Here is a 15,784-nt window from a genome sequence, read left to right as displayed (position 1 = left end):
AGGAAAATTGCATGGAAAAAAAAATAACTCCTAGCGAATTGGAACTTAATGAATTTATAAAAATTATCAACGAAATGAGTGGTATTGATTTAACCGATAAAAAAAATATACTAGCTTTAAAGTTGAATAAATTTCTTGAAGGAACTAATACTAAAAATTTTTCCGAATTTTTGGGAAAATTAAAAAGCAATAGACAACTTAAACAAGAAACTTTAGATTTTGTAACCATAGGTGAAACTTATTTTTTAAGAGAATTGGCTCAATTGAAAGAAATAATTTATTATGCCAAAAGCTTAGAAAAGAGAGTAAATATCCTAAGCGCCCCTTGTTCAAGTGGAGAAGAAGTATATTCTTTGGCATTATTGGCTGCACAGAATTTTATTAAAGATATGTATATTTTAGGCGTTGATATTAATTCAAGTGTGATTGAAAAAGCAAAACTTGGAAAATATCAAGGAAGAACTTTACAGCGATTGAGCGAGAGTGAAAAAAGAAGGTTTTTTTTAGAAAGCGAAGATAAATTTTATACTATTAATAAAAATGAGCTTTGTACTTGTAAATTTGAACTTTGCAATGTTTTTGAAGAAAAATTTTCAAGATTGGGAAAATTTGATATTATAGCTTCTAGAAATATGATTATTTATTTTGATCATGAATCAAAACTAAAACTTATGGAGAGATTTCATAGAATTTTAAATGATAAAGGAAGGCTTTATGTTGGCAATGCTGATTTAATTCCAGAGACTATTTATTTTAAAAAGATTTTCTCTCCAAGAGGTGTTTACTATGAAAAAGTATAAATTCTAAAAATTACTAAAAGTTACACTTTGGAAATTTATTAGTAAAAATAAGTTACATTTTGAAGTAGTTTTCTTTATTTAATGATAAAATAATTTCAATTAATTTTATATTTAGCTAAAAATAAAGGAAAAAACTTGATTGAATTAAAAAATGTAAACAAATACTACGGAACTCATCATGTTCTAAAGAATATTAATCTTTCTGTTAAAGAAGGTGAGAAGCTTGTTATTATAGGTCCAAGTGGAAGTGGAAAAAGTACAACTATCCGTTGCATGAATGGGCTTGAAGAAGTTAGTTCAGGAGAGGTCGTAGTTAACAATCTTGTTTTAAATCATAAAAATAAAATTGAAATTTGCCGAAAATATTGTGCAATGGTTTTTCAGCATTTTAATTTATATCCACATATGACGGTTTTGCAAAATTTGACCTTAGCTCCAATGAAACTTCAAAAAAAATCTAAAAAAGAAGCTGAAGAAACAGCTTTTAAGTATTTAAAAGTTGTAGGGTTGCTGGATAAAGCAAATGTTTATCCAGCAACCCTTTCAGGTGGACAACAACAACGCGTTGCTATAGCAAGATCACTTTGTACTAAAAAACCCTATATTTTATTTGATGAACCTACTTCAGCCCTTGATCCAGAAACCATACAAGAGGTTTTAGATGTAATGAAAGAAATTTCACATCAAAGCAATACTACCATGGTGGTTGTTACACACGAAATGGGTTTTGCAAAAGAAGTAGCAGATAGGATTATTTTTATGGAAGATGGTGCTATTGTGGAAGAAAATATTCCTAGCGAATTTTTCTCAAATCCAAAAACTGAAAGAGCGCGACTCTTTTTAGGGAAAATTCTTAAAAATTAACCAAAATTGAAAGGAGAAAAAATGGTTTTTAGAAAATCTTTGTTAAAGTTGGCAGTTTTTGCTCTAGGTGCTTGTGTTGCATTTAGTAATGCTAATGCAGCAGAAGGTAAACTTGAGTCTATTAAATCTAAAGGACAATTAATAGTTGGTGTTAAAAATGATGTTCCACATTACGCTTTACTTGATCAAGCAACAGGTGAAATTAAAGGTTTCGAAGTAGATGTTGCCAAATTGCTAGCTAAAAGTATATTAGGTGATGATAAAAAAATAAAACTAGTTGCAGTTAATGCTAAAACAAGAGGCCCTTTGCTTGATAATGGTAGTGTAGATGCAGTGATAGCAACTTTTACTATTACTCCAGAGAGAAAAAGAATTTATAATTTCTCAGAGCCTTATTATCAAGATGCTATAGGGCTTTTGGTTTTAAAAGAAAAAAATTATAAATCTCTAGCTGATATGAAAGGTGCAAATATTGGAGTGGCTCAAGCTGCAACTACAAAAAAAGCTATAGGTGAAGCTGCTAAAAAAATTGGCATTGATGTTAAATTTAGTGAATTTCCTGATTATCCAAGTATAAAAGCTGCTTTAGATGCTAAAAGAGTTGATGCGTTTTCTGTAGACAAATCAATATTGTTAGGTTATGTGGATGATAAAAGTGAAATTTTGCCAGATAGTTTTGAACCACAAAGTTATGGTATTGTAACCAAAAAAGATGATCCAGCTTTTGCAAAATATGTTGATGATTTTGTAAAAGAACATAAAAATGAAATTGATGCTTTAGCGAAAAAATGGGGTTTATAATATGAATGAAAGTGTAGGTTTTGTTGAACATTTAAGACAAATTCTTACTTCTTGGGGTTTATATGATGAAAATAGTATAAGCCCTTTTGCGGTATGGAAATTTTTAGATGCTTTGGATAATAAAGATGCTTTTATTAATGGTTTTATTTATACTTTAGAAGTAAGCATTCTTGCTTTGCTTATAGCTACAATTTTTGGAACTATAGGCGGAGTTATGGCTACAAGTAGATTTAAAATTATCAGAGCCTACACTAGAATTTACGTAGAGCTTTTTCAAAATGTTCCTTTGGTAATACAAATTTTCTTTTTGTTTTATGCCTTGCCTGTTTTAGGTATAAGACTTGATATATTTACTATTGGTGTATTGGGTGTTGGAGCTTATCACGGAGCTTATGTAAGCGAGGTGGTTAGAAGTGGAATTTTGGCTGTGCCAAGAGGTCAGTTTGAAGCTTCTGCTTCTCAAGGGTTTACTTATATTCAACAAATGCGTTATATTATAGTACCTCAAACCATTAGAATTATTTTACCACCGATGACAAATCAAATGGTAAATTTAATCAAAAATACCTCTGTATTGCTTATTGTAGGTGGAGCTGAGTTAATGCATTCTGCTGATAGCTATGCAGCTGATTATGGAAATTATGCGCCAGCTTATATATTTGCAGCGGTTTTATATTTTATAATTTGTTATCCTTTGGCTTATTTTGCAAAGGCTTATGAAAATAAATTAAAAAAAGCACATTTAACGAGATAAAGGGTTGTTAATGGAAAATGTTTTTAATGCACAAAATATTGAATTTTTAATGCAAGGTTTATTTCTGACATTAAAAATAGCCTTAGCAACTTGTATTATTTCGATTGTTTTTGGAACTTTTTTAGCTATAACTAAAAATTATGGGGATAGATTAAGTAAATTTTTAGCAGCTTGCTATATAGATATTTTTAGAAATACTCCTTTATTATTATGGATGCTTGCAGCTTGTTTTGTTCTACCTGTATTTTTTGGACAATTTCCTCAAGCTTTTTGGGGTACTATAGGATTTTCACTTTATACGAGTTCGGTTATGGCTGAAATTATTAGAGGTGGATTAAATTCTATACCAAAAGGTCAGTTTGAAGCAGCTTATTCTCAAGGTTTTGGTAAATTTTTTACTCTTTTTTATATTATTTTACCACAAACTTTTAGAAAAATAATACCTGCTTTATTATCTCAAATTGTAACCACTGTAAAGGATACAGCTTATTTAGCGGGTTTAGGTATAGCTGAACTTACTTATAATTCAAAAACTATATTGGCAAAACTAACAAGTTTTGAAGAAATTTTAGCGATGATAGGTGTTGTTGCGGGAATTTATTTTATAATATGTTTTTCGCTTTCTATGTTGGTAAGATATTATGCCAAAAAGACAGCTTACATTTCTTAAAAAAGCTTATATTTTTATATAAGCTTTTTAAATTTACAGCAGTTTTTAACATTTTTTTTATTAAAATCTTTTGTATTAATTCATAATTTTATTGATTAAGGTTTTTTATGCGAGGTTATAAAATTTTTTCAGGCTCAGCTAATGTCGAATTTGCAAGACAAGTTTCTAAATATCTCTCCCTGCCTTTAAGTGATGCTGGAGTAAAGCGGTTTAGTGATGGAGAGATTAGCGTTCAAATTGATGAGAGTGTACGCGGAAAGGATGTTTTTATTATTCAAAGTACTTGCGCTCCTACAAACGATAATTTAATAGAACTTTTAATTCTTACAGATGCTTTGCGTCGCTCAAGTGCAAATTCAATTACGGCTATTATCCCATATTTTGGCTATGCGAGACAAGATAGAAAAGCAAATCCTAGAGTGCCAATTACTGCTAAACTTGTGGCTAATTTGATTCAAGCAGCTGGGATTGATCGCGTAGCTACGATAGATTTGCATGCAGGACAAATTCAGGGTTTTTTTGATATTCCAGTAGATAATCTTTATGGAAGTATAGTTTTTAATGATTACATTAAAGCCAAACATTTTAAAAATGCTATTATAGGAAGTCCAGATATAGGGGGTGTTGCAAGAGCTAGGAGTGTTGCAAAGCATTTAGGACTTGATATAGTTATAGTTGATAAGCGTCGTGAAAAAGCCAATGAAAGTGAAGTAATGAATATTATTGGAGATGTAAAAGATAAAGAAGTTATCTTAGTGGATGATATTATTGATACTGCTGGCACTATAGTTAAAGCCGCGGAAGCTTTAAAAGAAAAAGGTGCAAAATCTGTTATGGCTTGCTGTACTCATGCAGTTTTAAGTGGAAAAGCCTATGAGAGAATAGCAAGTGGAGTTTTAGATGAGCTTGTGGTAACAGATACTATACCTTTAAAAGAGCAATTACCAAATATTAAAGTATTAAGCGTTACACCTGTTTTTGCTGAAGTAATACGTCGTGTTTATCATAACGAAAGTGTAAATTCTCTCTTTATTTAGATTAAAAAAGCTTAAAGATTATTTTTAAGCTTTTCATTTTTATGCTACTTAAAGAAACAAAAAACATATATTTTTTTAAAAATGTGAAAAAACTAAACATCTTTCTATACAATTTAATCTATAAATCTGCTATTCTTTGAAAATATTTTATTTTCTTAGGAGAAATATGACTCAGTTAAGTACTAAAATTTTATGGTTGTTTGTTGCAACTTTAGGCGCTATTTGTTTTGGTTATTTAGCTTTACAAAATGGCGAAAGTGTATCAGCGATTTATTTGGTGGTTGCTGCTGTATGTATTTATATGATAGGATATAGATTTTATGGGCGTTTTGTAGCTTATAAGGTTTTAGAACTTGATAAAAATCGTGCAACACCAGCACTTGTAGAAAATGATGGGCGTGATTTTGTGCCTACAAATAAAGCTGTATTATTTGGACATCATTTTGCTGCTATTGCAGGAGCAGGTCCATTAGTAGGACCTATCTTGGCCGCTCAAATGGGATATTTGCCTTCTATGCTTTGGATTTTAGTAGGAGGAGTTTTAGCGGGTGCTGTGCATGATTTTGTTGTTCTTTTTATATCTACTCGTAGAAAAGGTAGAAGTCTTGGCGAGATGATTAAGGATGAGATGGGTAAATTTACAGGTGGAGTTGCTATGGTGGCGATTTTTGGCATTATGCTTATTATTATTGCCATTTTAGCTATGGTGGTTGTAAAAGCTTTAGCAGAATCTCCATGGGGTTTATTTACTATCGCAATGACTATTCCTATAGCAATATTTATGGGCATTTATATGCGTTTTATCCGTCCAGGTAGAGTAGGGGAGGCTTCTATAATAGGTTTTGTGCTTTTAATTTTGGCTATTCATTATGGTAGCGTTATAGCTGCTGATCCTTATTGGGCTAAAATATTTACTTTAGAAGCTCCAACTTTGGCAATTGTTATGATGGCTTATGGTTTTATTGCTTCTGTTTTACCTGTGTGGTTTTTACTTGCTCCAAGAGATTATCTTTCAACTTTTTTGAAAATCGGTGTTATTGTGGTAATGGCTGTAGCTATTGTTTTGGTTGCTCCTGATTTACAAATGCCAAAAGCAAATACTCAGTATTTTGATGGAACAGGTCCAGTATTTGCAGGTGGAGTGTTTCCATTTTTATTTATTACCATTGCTTGTGGTGCGATCAGTGGTTTTCATGCTTTGATTTCTAGTGGAACTACTCCTAAAATGCTTGAAAACGAAACTCATGCTTTGGCTGTTGGATATGGCTCTATGCTTGCTGAGAGTGCTGTGGCGATTATGGCTTTAATTTGTGCTTGTATTTTACATCCAGGTCTTTATTTTGCTATAAATTCAAGCTCTGCTTTGATAGGAACAGATGTTGTAAATGTAGCACAAACTATTTCAAGTTGGGGATTTAGTATTACTCCTGAAGAAATTACTACTTTAACCACAAATATAGGAGAGCATACTATACTTTCAAGAACAGGGGGAGCCCCGACTTTTGCTATAGGTGTAGCTTTGATCTTGCATGAACTTTTTGGCGGCGTGGATTTGATGGCTTTTTGGTATCATTTTGCTATATTGTTTGAAGCTTTATTTATTTTAACAGCGGTGGATGCTGGGACAAGGGCTTGTCGTTTTATGGTGCAAGATATATTGGGTAATGTTTATAAACCTTTAGGAGATATTCATAATTATCCAGCTGGACTTTTGGCTACGGCTTTAAGTGTTGCAGGTTGGGGATATTTTCTTTATCAAGGTGCCATTGATCCTAAGGGAGGAATTTATACGCTTTGGCCTCTTTTTGGCGTGAGCAATCAAATGCTTGCGGGTATGGCTTTGCTTCTTGCTACAACTATACTTGTAAAAATGGGCAAGGCAAGATATACTTGGGTTACTTTAGTACCTGCGGTATTTGTCTTAGTGGCAACTCTGTATGGAGGAATTCAAAAAATTATGCCTTATGAAGAAGGCAATAAAATAGCAAATGCGGTAAGTCATGTAGCCGCCGTTAGCATACAAAGTCAAAAAATTAAAGATTTAGAATTTAAATTAAATAATACTAAAGATGAAAAAGAAATTTCTACAATTAAAAAAGAAATTTCAATAGCCACTCAAAATAAAGTTGGAAATTTACTTAATGCAATTCTTTGTGTGTTCTTTATGATAGCTACCTTGCTTGTTATAATTTCTTGTATAGGAATTTGCTTAGGTAAAATTAAAATTCCTCTTAAAGAAACTAAGTATATTAAGATTGATGAATTTCAAAAAATTTAAGTATTATTATGAAAAAGCCGAAAGGTTTTTTCATCCCTTGGTGGGACTTTCTAGTTATGATAAGTATTTAGAACACATGAAACAAAAACATCCAGGAAAAATTCCAAAAACCAGAGGGGAATTTTTCAAAGAATGTCTAGATAAAAAATATAATAGTGGCGGTTTAAATAAATGCTGATAAGCTTAAAGGATAAAGTTTTATCATACAAAATAAGCTTTAAGCATTTAAAAAGCCATGAATTCTTTTAAGTTCTTCACTAATAGGCTTTTTCTTTCCATCTCTTGTAACACTTACATAAGTTACTAAAGCCGAAGTTACATTAATGCAAGAAGTACAACCTTGAGAATCCACTCTTTGAGCTGTGACTTCTATTTCAACGCTGATTGAAGTGTTGCCCACATTTACAACTTTAGAGTAACAAGAAATTATATCGCCTATAAAAACAGGTTCTTTAAAAACTACTTTATCCATAGAGATGGTTACAACGCGTTCAGGAGAAAGTTCTCTTGCTGCGATAGCTCCTGCTAAATCGATTTGTGAAAGTATCCATCCGCCAAAAATATTTCCTGCTGGATTTGTGTCACTTGGCATAGCTACAATTTTTAATTTTGGTTCTCCCATATCTCTCATTTTTACTCCTTATTTTAAAAAATGAATTATAATTAAAAAAGTTAAAAAGGAGAATAAAAGTATGAATAATTTTAAAGAAATAGCTAAATTGGTTAGAAAATACAAAGAAAGAAATAATGCGTTATATGAGTTTTTAGACAAAGAAGATGTGGGCGAGTATTTTAGATCTTTGATTTCTTTAAGTGAGTTAAAACAAGATAAAACAACTATGCTAGCCATACTTAGGCGTTTGGTTGATTTAAAGGAAGAAAATTTAGTTCAAGAGTGGAAAAAAAACAACTTTAAGGAAGATAAGATTATAGAGTTAAAACATAAGTTCTATGAAGAGGTTAGAAAGTTTTATGAAAAAGAACATCAAAATTTAATTAATGAAATAAAAGAGAAAAAGCTTTTAAATAATTTTTATCAGTCTTTAATACAAGGAGTGCATAATATAGGTTTAATTATGAATATTTTTGAAATTTCTTGGACTAAAGAAATTATAGAAAAAAATAATAAAATTTTATCTACTCAATTTCCAAATTTAGATGATGCAATGGAATTTTTACGTAAAAATCATTTATATCAAAAAACTCCAGAAGGAGAAATTTGTGAGCGAAGCTATGGTGTTTTAGTTAGAATAGGAAATTTATGGAAATTTGTTCCTTATGCGAGATTTTTCGAGAATGAAATTTTAAAATTAGAATTTGCTTTTGAAAATATGATTGATCAGCTTAAAATATTTGCTAGCAGCGAAGAGGAAAAAGCTTATATAGAATATTTTGAAAAATTAAAATTAGCGTTTTGTGAAAAAGATGAAGATAGGGTTATAAAAGCTTGGCAAGAAGCTGAATTTGCTTGGATGAAAGTAAAATCACCTTTACAAGTGGGACATCCTTTAGAATATTATGAAGATAATTATACTCATGCGGTGGCATTAGAATGGGATATAAGAATAGAAGATGAAAATGATTTTGATGTTTTGAAATTTGGTAGTGAAATTAAGGAAAGTTTTGAACATGTTTATAAAAATATAGGACTTGAAGATTGTGAATTAGAAAAAGAAGTTTTATCTAATATAGAAAAAACTCAACTTTATATTTGCACTCCGATGATATTTTATGGTGCTGAACTTAAAGGTTTATTCTCAGCTCAAGTCGTTCCAAATGATGAGTTTGTAAGTTCTAAGGCGGGCAAAAAAATATTTGCCTTTATAAATTTTGTATATGAAAATGCTAAAACAAAGCCTTTTATGAAAATTTCTAGCGAGGTTTTTGATAAAGAATTTTTGGATTTTGGAAGAAATATTTTATTTTATCAGGAAAAAATTTGGAAAAGGGTTTATGAAGTATCAACTATAGGCCATGAATTTGGTCATATATTTTTTATTGCTAATGATACCGAAAAAACAATGAATCAGAGTGGTTTTTTTAAAAATATAGAAGAATATAAAGCTACTACAGGTGGACTTATAAATTTCTTTTATCATGAACAAGATGACTTGATAATGCCTGTTTTTCATGAACTTATAAAAAGAGCTATTGGACTTATTTCTTGGCAAAGGGTTGATGAAGTTAGACCTTATTATACAGAAGGACTTATTCATCTTAGTTTGCTTTTTGAAAGTGAAGTATTGATTTTTGAAAATAATAATTTGAAGATAAATTTTGATTTAGGGCATTATGAAAAATTTAAAGAACTAACTTTAAAAAATTATCATGAATTAGCAAAACACTATGCTTTAAGACTTGATGCAAAAGAGTTTTTAAGTAGATTTTGTGAAATTGAAGATAATATTTTTCTTCCTATTATGCCTAAGTGTAAAGAATTTGTTAAATTTTATTATGATTTATACGAGAAAATTGGTAATGAAATTGATAATAGTGGAGAATTTGAAAGATATAAGAAAAAATAATAAAGTTTTTTGAAAAAAACTTAAAAAAAGCTGTTTTTTACTTGATATTGTTTTTTAAATATGCTAAAATTAGGCGTTTCAATTAAAACAAAGGAGCTTTTATGACTAAAGCAGATTTTATTTCATTAGTTGCTCAAACAGCTGGGCTAACAAAAAAAGACGCTACTACTGCTACTGATGCAGTTATTTCTACTATTACTGATGTTTTAGCTAAAGGTGATAGCATCAGTTTTATTGGTTTTGGTACTTTTTCAACTCAAGAAAGAGCTGCTAGAGAAGCTAGAGTACCAAGCACAGGAAAAACAATCAAAGTTCCTGCTACAAGAGTTGCAAAATTTAAGGTAGGTAAAAACCTTAAAGAAGCTGTTGCAAAAGCAAGCGGCAAAAAGAAAAAATAAAACTTCGGCTAGATAAATTCTAGCCTTCTTTCTTAATTAATTCAGATATTTTGTATCTTTTATTTACTTTATTTTTTTAAACTTTTATAAAACTATCATTATTAAATAAAAAAGGATATTAAAATTATGAAAGTATATGAAAAAGTAAGTGAGCTTATAGGAAATACTCCTATTATACATTTGAAAAAATTTGGTATCAATGTTTTTGCTAAATGTGAATTTTTAAATCCTAGTCATTCTATAAAAGATAGAGCAGCTTTTGAAATGATTAAAGATGCTTTAGATAGTAAAAAAATTAATCAAGATACTACAATAGTTGAAGCAACTAGTGGAAATACTGGAATTTCTTTGGCTATGATTTGTGCAGATTTGGGACTTAAATTTATTGCTGTAATGCCCGAATCTATGAGTTTAGAAAGAAGAAAAATAATAACACTCTTTGGCGCTAGGTTAGAATTAACTCCTGCAAATTTAGGAATGAAAGGAGCGGTTGATAAAGCAAATGAAATATTATTAAATACTCTAAATTCTTTTATGGTTTCTCAATTTGAAAATATTTCAAATAAAAATGCGCATCGTAAGAATACGGCTTTAGAAATTTTAAGAGATTTGGATAATGAACTTGATATTTTTGTAGCTGGTTTTGGAACTGGCGGTACTATTAGTGGAGTTGGGGAAATACTAAAAGAAAAATTAGAAAAAGTGCATATTGTTGGAGTCGAGCCTCTAAATTCTCCATTGCTTAGCAAAGGTGAAGCGGGAAGCCATAAAATACAAGGAATAGGGGCGAATTTTATACCTGCTATTTTAAATAAAGAAGTTATAGATGAAGTGATCACAGTAAGTAATGAAGATGCTATAAATACAGCCAAAGAACTTGCCAAAAGTGGTTTAATGGTAGGTATATCAAGTGGAGCAAATGTATTTGCCGCAAGTATGCTAGCAAAGAAATTTCCAGATAAAAGAATTTTAACTATGCTAAACGATACGGCTGAAAGATACCTCTCAACTGATCTTTTTGCTTAAGTATAATTATTGAGAATTTAGAAAAATTCTAAGTTCTCTTAAAATTTCTTGTGGATTTAAATCGCTAATTTCTTTATAAAAATGACCTTTTTCATCAATAAGATAAAGCATATTGCTATGTGCTATAGAATAACCCATAAAAGAATCATTTAGATCTATTTTTTGATATTGAACATTATATTGTTTTGTTATTTTTTGAAGAGTTTTTTCATCTTTTGCAATTAAGGCATCTGCTTTTGGGTAAAAGTATCGTAACCATTCGTTTGTATTGCTTAAGTTATTATCTCTATTTGGATCTAAAGAAATAAAAAGAAGGCGAGCCTTAGGATTATTGATTTGCTTTAAGGCTTTGCCTACTAAACTAAGAGTTGCCGGACAAACATCAGGGCAATAAGTATATCCAAAATAGATAATAAGCTTATCTCCTTTAAAATCTTTTAGGGTGGTTTCCTCTTTTAAGTCTGATTTTAAGATAAAATCATAAGAATTTTGATGATTTTTAATAAAAAATATTACACCTAAAATAATGGCAACTATAACTATAAACAAAATAATATTTTTTTTCATTTTTTTAGCTCAAAATCAAAATAAAACCCTATGGGTTTATTATTATCCATAAATTCTACCCTGAAACGCATAGTATCTAAAACGCAAGCAGCAAGAACTATTTTACTTTCATAGTCTGTTGAATTTAATCGATGTATTTTAGGTTTAATTTCGCCCATATACATATTTAATCCATAAATTTTAATTCCTAAGTTGTTATAATTTCCTAGATTTACAATCTTTAGATTTGTAACATCTAAAGATTGTAAGGGCTTGGGATTTAGGGAAATTAAGACTTTTTTATTGTTAAAACTATATGTGCAGTCTTTAACATTAAGATCGCAAGTCAATGGGGTAGAAAAATCAGTTTTTGTTATTTTTTGAGAATCTTTTATTACATAAAAATCAAAAATAATATATAAAATAGCAATAACAAAAGCAAAAGCTAAGATAAAAATAATTTTTCTCATTAATTAAAATTCTTTAGAATCAATATTTTTTAACTCTATGGTTTTGTGATTATTAAATTTTAAATCTAAATTTACCTTCGTGTCTTTAATAATAGGTTTTTTTAGTTTTAAAAGCATTATATGGTAACCTCCAGATTTAAGCTCTGTGCTTGAATGAGCTTTTATAATAATTTCAGGAATTTTTTGCATCATCATTTTTCCATCTTTATGTATATGTGTATGCAGTTCACTGACTTCACTGATATCGCTTTTGGCACTTATTAGAGCAATATCCTTATCAGTATTATTAAAAATAGTAAGAAAAATAGCACTATTTTGCGCATGAGGTGGAGTTTGTTTTACAAAGGCATTTTTTACCTCTATATCATTAACAGCCCAAAGATTTACAGCAAAAAGAGCACCTAAGAGAAGAATTTTTTTCATATTGTATCCTTATTTTTATAATATTAAATATTTGTTCATTATATCAAAAAATATTTTTATTTGAATATAAAATTTTGAAAATTTTTCAATGTGTGTTACCTGTTTGAAATTTTTTTGCATAGTAACATCAAAATCAAAGAAAAAACCAGTTGGAGCATTATTGTTTAAAAATTCAACCCTAAATCTAGAATCATCGGTAATGCTTCTACCTATAAAATTTATAAGAATATCACCATTAACTATATTAAATTTAGGAATGATATCGCCTATATAGGAATTTAAACTATAAATTTTAATCTTTAAATTAGAATAATGAGGAAAATTCTTAATTTTTATAGTAGTTTTATTGAAAATTTTTATAGGTTTTGGGTAAGCTGAAACTTCAATATTTTTTTTATTAAAAGAAAAAACACAATCTTGTAAATTTAAGTCACAAGTTAGAGGTTGGCATGTATTTAAGCTAAATATACTTTCTTTCTTTTTATCATATAATGTATAAAAAGCTAAAAACAAAATGCCTAAAAAAGACATTCCTATAAAAAAATTTCTTATCATTATAGACAACCTTTTAAAACAAGCCTTTATGATTTGTAAAAATTATATCATAAATAAGGCTGCATTGTTAATATAATTAATATTTTTTAAGAAAAAAAATATTATAATCACAAACATTTTTGACTTAAAAAAATTTGAAATACCTAAGGAAAAACATTGTTAAAACGACTTGCTTTATTAATTGCACTTTCTTCATTGGTGTTGCATGCCTCAGATCTTGTTAAAATTTATCTTAATCAAGGATTAGATGCTGTTGGTGTAGCGATTGAAAAAGAATTAACTCAAAAGGATTTTTGGTTAAGTGAAATAGGAGATAAAAATATTTCACTTGGATACTATGATGATAATGTTGCTATCGTGCTTGCAAATAAAACAGATAAAATTCTCCGTGTTTATTCTTACGAGGACGGAAAAATAAGAAAAGATTTTGAACAAAAAGAAATAATAACTGGATTAATGGGTGATAAAAAAATAGAAGGAGATTTGAAAACGCCAGTAGGTTTTTATGAGTTAGGCCGTAAGTTTAATCCAGGTGATCCTTATTATGGTCCCTTTGCTTTTGCCACAACTTATCCAAATTTACTTGATAAAGTACAAGGAAAAACAGGTGGTGGTATTTGGATCCATGGCTATCCTTTAGATGGTTCTAGACTTGATGAATTTAAAACAAGAGGGTGTATTGCTTTATTTAATAATAATTTGGAGAAATTTGCAAAAGTTGTGCAAGATAAAAAAGTTTTTGTTATGACAGAAGAAAAAGAAAAAATTAGAGCTAAAAAGGATCAAATCGCTAGTTTATTGGCTGATCTTTTTACATGGAAACTAGCTTGGACAAATAGTGACACTAACGCCTATTTAAGTTTTTATGATGAGCAAGAATTTAAACGTTTTGATAAAATGAAATTTGAACAGTTTGCTTCCATGAAAAAATCTATTTTTTCTCGTAAAGAAGATAAAAAGATTAAATTTTCAGATATTAATATCAGCCCTTATCCGAATTTAGAAAATGAAACTATGTATAGAATTTCATTTTATGAGGATTATTACACTAAAAACTATCAGTTTAGAGGCGATAAAATTTTATACGTTAAGATAGATAGTAAAGGTAAAATGAAAATTTTAGCAGAGCAATAAATGTCTTTAATAAAAATTGATCAAAAAGCTTATGAATACAATTTAAGACATATTGCTAAAAAAATAGGGAGTTTTCAAAGATTAATTTGTGTTTTTAAAGATAATGCATATGGACATGGAGCTAAGCTTTTAGCTCCATTAGCCAAAAATTTAGGAGTTTCTTTTGTTGCTGTTAAGAGTGAAGAAGAAGCTCGAGAAATCGAAGAATTTTTTGAGAATATATTAATACTATCACATCGTCCTCATGGTAATGAAAATTCTCGATTTATTTATGCTTTAAATGACATTTCTCAAGTAAAAAATTACAAGCAAGATATAAAAATACATCTAAAAATAGATACAGGCATGCATCGCAATGGAATTTGTGTAGAAAATTTAGAGCATGCTATAAATCTTATTCAAGGTAGTGATTTAAAACTTACTGGAATGTTTACACATTTTGCTAGTGCAGATGAAATGGATGGAAGTTTTTTTGTTCAAAAAGAAAATTTTCAAAAAGCTAAAAAGATAGTAAAAAAATATTTTTCAAATTTATTATTTCATTCGTATAATTCTGCAGCATTATTTAGAGGGAAAATTCCTGAAGATGAATATTGTAGAGTTGGGCTTGTTCAATTTGGATATGGGGATTCAAATTTAAAAAGAGTTTTAAGTTTGTATGCTCATAGATTAAGTCAAAGGATTTTACAAAAAGGACAGAGCATAGGATATGGAGGCATTTTTACTGCTGCAAAGGATATGGAAGTAGCAACTTATGATTTGGGTTATGCTGATGGTCTTTTCCGTTACAATGGAAAAGGGGAGTTGGTACTTGGAAATGGAAAAACAATGCTTGGAAAGATGTCAATGGATAGTTTTTCTTGTGAAAATTCTGGTGAGGAAATTTGCGTGTTTAAAGATGCTGATATTTGGGCTGATTTTTTTCATACTATTAACTATGAAATTTTAGTAAAATTAAATCCTAATATTCAAAGAGTTCTAGTATAAATATGTTTAATATAGTTTTAGTTCACCCTAGAATACCGCAAAATACAGGTAGTATAGGTAGAATGTGCTTTAATGCTGGTTTTAAACTTCATATTGTTAAACCAACTGTTTTTGATATTTCACAAAAGGCTGTTAGAAGGGCAGGACTTGATTACTGGGATAAATTAGAGCCTATTATTTGGGAGAATCTTGAAGAATTTTTGAATGAAAATATGATTTATAAAAATCGCTTTTTTTTCGCAACAACTAAGAGTCAAAAAGCTTATTTTGATGCAGAATTTCAAAAAAATGATTTCTTATTCTTTGGAAGTGAGAGTTATGGTTTGCCTATGGAATTAATGCAATTAAACTGGGAAAATGCTATAACTATACCTATGAAATCTTATGGAAGAAGTTTAAATTTAGCCACAAGCGTTGGTATAATCTCTTATGAAGCTTTAAGACAAAATTTTAGAAATTTTGCTTCTTAAAAGTTTCAAATTTACACAATAGCTTAAAACAAATAAAATCATAAAG

Annotated in this window: 18 protein-coding genes and 1 pseudogene; 14 read left to right on the top strand and 5 right to left on the bottom strand. The window is 29.4% G+C overall.

The genetic code is table 11. The features are described 5' to 3' along the window. Nucleotides 1-11 precede the first annotated feature (11 nt). The 8 genes from OT390_RS04715 (at nt 12) to kcuS (ending at nt 7,382) form a co-directional block, all read left to right on the top strand. A complete protein-coding gene (locus OT390_RS04715; protein WP_002853285.1) occupies nt 12-800 on the top strand; it encodes a CheR family methyltransferase in 789 nt (262 codons plus the stop codon). Between the two features lie 135 nt (nt 801-935). Then, a complete protein-coding gene (locus tag OT390_RS04710) occupies nt 936-1,664 on the top strand; it encodes an amino acid ABC transporter ATP-binding protein (RefSeq protein WP_002853259.1) in 729 nt (242 codons plus the stop codon). 21 nt (nt 1,665-1,685) lie between these two features. Beyond that, nucleotides 1,686-2,465, top strand: a complete 780-nt coding sequence (gene peb1A, locus OT390_RS04705) for a bifunctional adhesin/ABC transporter aspartate/glutamate-binding protein PEB1a (RefSeq protein WP_002865903.1) — start codon at nt 1,686-1,688, stop codon at nt 2,463-2,465. Between the two features lies 1 nt (nt 2,466). Continuing rightward, entirely contained in the window at nt 2,467-3,219 is a 753-nt protein-coding gene (locus tag OT390_RS04700; protein WP_002853332.1) for an amino acid ABC transporter permease, read from the top strand. Between the two features lie 10 nt (nt 3,220-3,229). After that, on the top strand, nt 3,230-3,889 hold the full coding sequence (locus tag OT390_RS04695; RefSeq protein WP_002853290.1) for an amino acid ABC transporter permease: 660 nt from the start codon (nt 3,230-3,232) through the stop codon (nt 3,887-3,889). Nucleotides 3,890-3,996: 107 nt separating this feature from the next. After that, entirely contained in the window at nt 3,997-4,926 is a 930-nt protein-coding gene (locus OT390_RS04690) for a ribose-phosphate pyrophosphokinase (RefSeq protein ID WP_002868123.1), read from the top strand. A gap of 166 nt (nt 4,927-5,092) precedes the next feature. After that, nucleotides 5,093-7,204 carry a carbon starvation CstA family protein gene (locus OT390_RS04685; protein ID WP_002868124.1) on the top strand — a complete coding sequence of 704 codons (2,112 nt, stop codon included), beginning with the start codon at nt 5,093-5,095 and terminating at the stop codon, nt 7,202-7,204. Further along, entirely contained in the window at nt 7,185-7,382 is a 198-nt protein-coding gene (gene kcuS, locus OT390_RS04680) for a KCU-star family selenoprotein (protein ID WP_002867452.1), read from the top strand. The genes OT390_RS04685 and kcuS overlap by 20 nt, the downstream gene beginning before the upstream one ends. Before the next feature lie 39 nt (nt 7,383-7,421). Here the strand turns inward: kcuS and OT390_RS04675 are convergent, their stop codons facing one another. After that, nucleotides 7,422-7,835 (bottom strand): acyl-CoA thioesterase, encoded by a 414-nt coding sequence (locus OT390_RS04675; RefSeq protein ID WP_394535885.1) that lies wholly within the window; start codon nt 7,833-7,835, stop codon nt 7,422-7,424. 61 nt (nt 7,836-7,896) lie between these two features. Here OT390_RS04675 and ciaB point away from each other — a divergent pair, with 61 nt between their 5' ends. The 3 genes from ciaB to cysM all read left to right on the top strand — a co-directional run bounded on the left by ciaB (nt 7,897) and on the right by cysM (nt 11,153). Beyond that, nucleotides 7,897-9,729 (top strand): invasion protein CiaB, encoded by a 1,833-nt coding sequence (gene ciaB, locus OT390_RS04670; protein WP_002935833.1) that lies wholly within the window; start codon nt 7,897-7,899, stop codon nt 9,727-9,729. Nucleotides 9,730-9,830: 101 nt separating this feature from the next. Further along, the gene (locus OT390_RS04665; RefSeq protein WP_002859562.1) at nt 9,831-10,127 is read left to right on the top strand and encodes an HU family DNA-binding protein; all 297 of its coding nucleotides are present in this window, start codon (nt 9,831-9,833) and stop codon (nt 10,125-10,127) included. 126 nt (nt 10,128-10,253) lie between these two features. Continuing rightward, on the top strand, nt 10,254-11,153 hold the full coding sequence (cysM, locus tag OT390_RS04660; RefSeq protein ID WP_032586990.1) for a cysteine synthase B: 900 nt from the start codon (nt 10,254-10,256) through the stop codon (nt 11,151-11,153). Nucleotides 11,154-11,159: 6 nt separating this feature from the next. Here cysM and OT390_RS04655 read toward each other — a convergent pair whose 3' ends face one another. The 4 genes and pseudogenes from OT390_RS04655 to OT390_RS04640 form a co-directional block, all read right to left on the bottom strand. Beyond that, nucleotides 11,160-11,720, bottom strand: coding sequence for an SCO family protein (locus tag OT390_RS04655; RefSeq protein ID WP_032586991.1), 561 nt, complete (start codon nt 11,718-11,720; stop codon nt 11,160-11,162). Continuing rightward, nucleotides 11,717-12,169, bottom strand: a complete 453-nt coding sequence (locus OT390_RS04650; protein ID WP_002852445.1) for a hypothetical protein — start codon at nt 12,167-12,169, stop codon at nt 11,717-11,719. The genes OT390_RS04655 and OT390_RS04650 overlap by 4 nt, the downstream gene beginning before the upstream one ends. A gap of 3 nt (nt 12,170-12,172) precedes the next feature. Continuing rightward, nucleotides 12,173-12,592: a copper chaperone PCu(A)C gene (locus OT390_RS04645; RefSeq protein ID WP_002935814.1), complete on the bottom strand. Its 420-nt coding sequence runs from the start codon at nt 12,590-12,592 to the stop codon at nt 12,173-12,175. A gap of 85 nt (nt 12,593-12,677) precedes the next feature. Further along, nucleotides 12,678-13,147 (bottom strand): annotated as a pseudogene (locus tag OT390_RS04640) (hypothetical protein). A 156-nt stretch (nt 13,148-13,303) separates the two neighbouring features. Between OT390_RS04640 and OT390_RS04635 the strand changes: the two are divergent. Genes OT390_RS04635 through OT390_RS04625 form a run of 3 tightly spaced genes read left to right on the top strand, consistent with a single transcriptional unit; the run spans nt 13,304 to nt 15,738 of the window. Next, a complete protein-coding gene (locus OT390_RS04635; RefSeq protein ID WP_052800234.1) occupies nt 13,304-14,281 on the top strand; it encodes a murein L,D-transpeptidase family protein in 978 nt (325 codons plus the stop codon). Beyond that, nucleotides 14,282-15,268, top strand: a complete 987-nt coding sequence (locus OT390_RS04630; protein ID WP_002859557.1) for an alanine racemase — start codon at nt 14,282-14,284, stop codon at nt 15,266-15,268. Nucleotides 15,269-15,270: 2 nt separating this feature from the next. Next, nucleotides 15,271-15,738, top strand: coding sequence for a tRNA (cytidine(34)-2'-O)-methyltransferase (locus OT390_RS04625; RefSeq protein ID WP_002859556.1), 468 nt, complete (start codon nt 15,271-15,273; stop codon nt 15,736-15,738). Nucleotides 15,739-15,784 lie beyond the last annotated feature (46 nt).

It is taken from the genome of Campylobacter sp. CFSAN122748 (assembly GCF_045277125.1).
GTDB classification, from domain to species: Bacteria; Campylobacterota; Campylobacteria; order Campylobacterales; family Campylobacteraceae; genus Campylobacter_D; species Campylobacter_D jejuni.
The sequence above is the reverse complement of the archived record's forward strand: the minus strand, read 5'-3'. Positions and strand labels throughout refer to the sequence as shown.

What these genes read in the sequence shown, in the direction of transcription:
- OT390_RS04715 (WP_002853285.1), top strand. Translation starts at nt 12, where the DNA reads ATGGAAAAAAAAATAACTCCTAGCGAATTGGAACTTAATGAATTTATA.
- peb1A (WP_002865903.1), top strand. Translation starts at nt 1,686, where the DNA reads ATGGTTTTTAGAAAATCTTTGTTAAAGTTGGCAGTTTTTGCTCTAGGT.
- OT390_RS04700 (WP_002853332.1), top strand. Translation starts at nt 2,467, where the DNA reads ATGAATGAAAGTGTAGGTTTTGTTGAACATTTAAGACAAATTCTTACT.
- OT390_RS04695 (WP_002853290.1), top strand. Translation starts at nt 3,230, where the DNA reads ATGGAAAATGTTTTTAATGCACAAAATATTGAATTTTTAATGCAAGGT.
- OT390_RS04690 (WP_002868123.1), top strand. Translation starts at nt 3,997, where the DNA reads ATGCGAGGTTATAAAATTTTTTCAGGCTCAGCTAATGTCGAATTTGCA.
- OT390_RS04685 (WP_002868124.1), top strand. Translation starts at nt 5,093, where the DNA reads ATGACTCAGTTAAGTACTAAAATTTTATGGTTGTTTGTTGCAACTTTA.
- kcuS (WP_002867452.1), top strand. Translation starts at nt 7,185, where the DNA reads ATGAATTTCAAAAAATTTAAGTATTATTATGAAAAAGCCGAAAGGTTT.
- OT390_RS04675 (WP_394535885.1), bottom strand. Translation starts at nt 7,835, where the DNA reads ATGAGAGATATGGGAGAACCAAAATTAAAAATTGTAGCTATGCCAAGT.
- ciaB (WP_002935833.1), top strand. Translation starts at nt 7,897, where the DNA reads ATGAATAATTTTAAAGAAATAGCTAAATTGGTTAGAAAATACAAAGAA.
- OT390_RS04665 (WP_002859562.1), top strand. Translation starts at nt 9,831, where the DNA reads ATGACTAAAGCAGATTTTATTTCATTAGTTGCTCAAACAGCTGGGCTA.
- cysM (WP_032586990.1), top strand. Translation starts at nt 10,254, where the DNA reads ATGAAAGTATATGAAAAAGTAAGTGAGCTTATAGGAAATACTCCTATT.
- OT390_RS04655 (WP_032586991.1), bottom strand. Translation starts at nt 11,720, where the DNA reads ATGAAAAAAAATATTATTTTGTTTATAGTTATAGTTGCCATTATTTTA.
- OT390_RS04650 (WP_002852445.1), bottom strand. Translation starts at nt 12,169, where the DNA reads ATGAGAAAAATTATTTTTATCTTAGCTTTTGCTTTTGTTATTGCTATT.
- OT390_RS04645 (WP_002935814.1), bottom strand. Translation starts at nt 12,592, where the DNA reads ATGAAAAAAATTCTTCTCTTAGGTGCTCTTTTTGCTGTAAATCTTTGG.
- OT390_RS04630 (WP_002859557.1), top strand. Translation starts at nt 14,282, where the DNA reads ATGTCTTTAATAAAAATTGATCAAAAAGCTTATGAATACAATTTAAGA.
- OT390_RS04625 (WP_002859556.1), top strand. Translation starts at nt 15,271, where the DNA reads ATGTTTAATATAGTTTTAGTTCACCCTAGAATACCGCAAAATACAGGT.